The sequence below is a fragment of the Neobacillus drentensis genome (assembly GCF_036966985.1).
GTDB classification, from domain to species: Bacteria; Bacillota; Bacilli; order Bacillales; family Cytobacillaceae; genus Neobacillus; species Neobacillus drentensis_E.
The window spans coordinates 1-3,816 of sequence record NZ_JBALSN010000634.1; the positions used below are offsets into that span (position 1 = coordinate 1).

2 protein-coding genes and 1 pseudogene are annotated in these 3,816 nt (G+C 34.1%); 1 reads left to right on the forward strand and 2 read right to left on the reverse strand.

The window, feature by feature from the left end; translation table 11 throughout:
• Positions 1 to 508: 508 nt before the first annotated feature.
• Both V7659_RS29485 and V7659_RS29490 read right to left on the reverse strand, forming a co-directional pair.
• Complete coding sequence (locus V7659_RS29485; RefSeq protein WP_335543593.1) at positions 509 to 1,813, reverse strand: hypothetical protein; 1,305 nt, start codon at positions 1,811 to 1,813, stop codon at positions 509 to 511.
• A gap of 18 nt (positions 1,814 to 1,831) precedes the next feature.
• Positions 1,832 to 2,896 carry an OB-fold nucleic acid binding domain-containing protein gene (locus V7659_RS29490; protein WP_335543594.1) on the reverse strand — a complete coding sequence of 355 codons (1,065 nt, stop codon included), beginning with the start codon at positions 2,894 to 2,896 and terminating at the stop codon, positions 1,832 to 1,834.
• Between the two features lie 515 nt (positions 2,897 to 3,411).
• Here V7659_RS29490 and V7659_RS29495 point away from each other — a divergent pair.
• Positions 3,412 to 3,816, forward strand: a pseudogene (locus tag V7659_RS29495) (competence protein CoiA family protein); the annotation flags it as partial.

Here is a 3,816-nt window from a genome sequence, read left to right on the forward strand (position 1 = left end):
AAGAAACCAGACTGTTTTTGTAGAAAGGTGGTTTATTTCCTGCGGAATTATCAAATCTGTTTCGACAAACTTCTTGCCTCCTTTGCAGGTAGAACGCTTATCCATCAGTACATGTAGCAGTTTCAAACAAACGTTTGAATAGTATAGCCTATTTGGAATTTGGTCGAAAGGGAGTCGCTTCGTGGCGGGAGTGGTTTAAATGCTGTTTTTCGACTACTTTTTGTTTATTTTTCAACAATTTATTAATGGACAGGGTGGGACTAATTCAAATTTATCAAGGGTTGAACTGAAACTAATCAAACGTTTAATTAGAAGGGAAACTGGGCGAATTTTGTCATGGATAGGCTATTCGCTAATTTATTTAATTGCTATGGGATATTGGGAAGAGGTTGAAATTATTAAAATAATGGGGAACAAATTGCATTGGTGAACCAGTGAGGACTGTAGGTTGATGAAGAAAATAAAGCAAAAACAAGGACTGATAAATAAATTCATCAGTCCTTGTTTTTTAAACGATGTTATACGTATTGTTTGGTCCAAAGTATATGTTTTTGAGTGTAATCAACGTTTTCTGGTGCTCTGAGTATGTTCCACCCTCATGCCACTTAAACCCATTTCCATAATCCCCCTTATTGGAAAGGATATTCATGCTACTTTCTACAAAAAAATCATCGTCGCAAATAAATAATTTATAATGAGAATTGACTTTCCCAAATTGCAACTTGCCTGTATGTCTCTTCTTTGTATATTTCCTCTTTAAGTCCTGAACCACTTGAGCAGTTCTTTCGCCTCTTTGATCATTCTTAAAGGAAGATGAATTCCCATTAATTCCAAATAATATTTTTATATTTACACCATTCGTCAGTAATTTTTCAAACCGTGTTTCCATTTCAGAATCTTTTACTACCCAATCGGATATCCAAGGGCTGATGATACATACTTCATGCTTTGCTTCATCTAAGGCACGGTAGAAATAATGCTTAATTTCATGATTTTGGATATGTCTCATATCAATAGAATGATCCATCTCTTTCATGTTTTCCATCAGAAGTTCTCTAATCACGTCGATAGTGGCTAACTCATTGGATTTCTCTTTTATTTGTTCAAGAGAAGTCTGTATATCCTGTTGTGTTTTATTGTTTTCTACCATATTGGTTATAAGCATTTCCATTGAGCTTTCCACCATTTTTATTTCATTTTCGAGTACAGTGGTGAGTCGATCAAAGTTTTGGTCCATTTGTTTTTGGTTCATCTTCCAAAAATCTACCATATCTTTCGTGATGCTCATTCGGATCCTTTCGATAACCGCGTCGTCTATACCATAGGATTTATTATGGCCATCATTTTCAATCCTTTGAAGGCGAGTTTGAATGTCCGCCAATGAATTGTCAATTTTTTTAGCAACAATCATCAATAATTCTTCTTGAGAATGCAGGTCAGGACTATATTTTCTCTCGGTAAGGGATTGACCTGGAAGATTCCTGTTTTGTCCTGCTAAGCTTGTTTCCGGAAGTGAGTCTGCTTCTTTTTTAAACATCACTTTTATGATGGAACTTAAAATGAAAAAGATGGCAATTGTTCCAAGAGAGTGAGAGAGAATGTCTATAAAGATAGCTGATAAACCAAATATTGCCCCGATACCGCTAAGTAAATAAGGATTAACCTCGTTGGTAAGATTATTTACTTTACTAAACAGAAGTAAAACTAGAATCAACAGTACCGGAATACTTATGGAATAAAATAAAAAGGGTGATAGGAACGATGATATTAAAACCGTTAATCCTGCAACGACGTAAATTATTAATTCAGACATTTTGCTTCTCCTACTAGTCTAATCCACAAGGACTTTATCAATAATTATTTCTAATTCATCTTTATAAACATCAACCATGCCGAGAACACTAATTTCAAATTGGGCCTTTTCTGCATTAAGTACACGGGTTTTTCTGCCTGCTATTTCCTGTGAGTCTGCTTTAAATAAAACAGTCTTTATATTTTTTCCTCCAGCTGAAAGCTTAAAGTATAGATGCCCATTTTTTTCAGAAACATCCGTTACCTGTCCCCTGGTAATCACCATTTTTCCCCTATCAGCTTCCGATATCGCAGATAATTTTACAGTGCTAACGCTCGAATCATCGCCTTCTTTTATGATCGTTAAGTCATTTAGCGAGTTTGGAATGATTTGTAGTCGATTCTTGTAAACAGTGACTTTTCCTTTCAAGTTAACTTCAGAATTAATAGGATACTCATCTGGATTAGGATGGAGAGAGCTAAATAATGGAATTTCTAGTTCTTGCCCAGTTTCTTGCACTTTTAAAGTAATAAAAATATGCCCTTGTGGGTGTGTATATTTTGAAATAATTTTTCCTGAAATTGTCTTCAGCTGGCCTTCATCTTTTTCATTAATTCTTGTAATGGGATTGGTGGGGACGATGTCTTCTTGCTTCGAAGGAATTATTTCAATTTCTCCATTAAATTCATCGACATTACCAGCAAATTGAAATTGATTGCCTGTTACAAATGTATCAGTGTTTATATTCTTATCTGCAAAAATTGGAATGAGAATTTCTCCGCTAGCATCCTTCACCGTAAGGAATACGTGACCATTCTTGTGGTCTTTATGGTTAATAATTTCACCCACAATACTCACCGTTTCTCCTACCATACTTTTATCAATGGATTGGATACTGATGGTTTTATCGTTCTGATTGGAGACGGTGGTGGATGTTGCAGCAACCCTGGTATCTGCAGGAGTAGTGGATGCCGTTTCTTTAATAGCGGGTTTAGTATTCTCTGAACTATCCTTCGAAAAGAATCCTTTTTGATATAGGACCGCTCCAGCAAAACCAATCCCTATAATAATAATCCAAATGAGAAACTTTAATTGACTCTTCATTGTATCCTCCTAGAAAATCCAATATATATATAATTTATTTTATCACTTAGAATAATACTTTTAATAGAAGAATAATAGAGAGTGGATTGCTTTTTTTGGAAGCTTCCAATAAAAATCGATAAAGTCTAATCAAACGTTTGTATTGTGATGAAAAGATGAGAGATCTAGGGGGTCAGACCCTCAATCAAGACTCCTTTTTATAAACTGAAGGTGTTAATCAGTCTCCAATTAAAGAAACTTCTTTATCCTCAAGTTTTTCTCAAAGTATATGCACCGTAATCTCCTATGTTATGATATTATATAGGTATATTTTACCAATAATATTCACGTGGACTTACACATTCCTACATGTTTTGATGTTAATCAATCGTAAGGTTAGATTCGTTACAATTTGGTTTAAATCAATCACTTTGATGATTGAATTGCAAAAAATTGTAAAAGTAATAAATGAATATAGTAATCTCTTAAACTCAACTAATAAAGAACAACATTAATTCTGAAAGGAAGGATGAAATTTGCAGGAAGCGATATATGAAGGAAAGGATTTTAATCTTACTCTATACTTAGAATCCAAGACTAATATAAAAGCTGAAATAGAGCATTTAAAGAAACGTGCTGATAAGGGAGCCTTTTGTTGTCCATATTGCAATGAAACCTTAATTCTAAGATCAGGTGAGATCCGTGAAGAGCACTTTTCACACCGTCATTCTAAATCATGTGAAATTTCAACCGCAAGTGAGGTATATCATAAGCAGATCAAGAGAGAATCAAAAAAACATTCTGTTATTAAGGACATTATTTACAATGAATTAAAGTTACAAGAGAGAGTCAATGATAATCTTGAAGTAGATTATGGATTTATAACAAAAGCAGCTGAAAAATGGAAGTACTACCCTGACATTATTGAAAAAACTAAAGAT

Coding starts and splice junctions, on each gene's coding strand:
- V7659_RS29485 (WP_335543593.1), bottom strand. CDS start 1,813: ATGTCTGAATTAATAATTTACGTCGTTGCAGGATTAACGGTTTTAATA.
- V7659_RS29490 (WP_335543594.1), bottom strand. CDS start 2,896: ATGAAGAGTCAATTAAAGTTTCTCATTTGGATTATTATTATAGGGATT.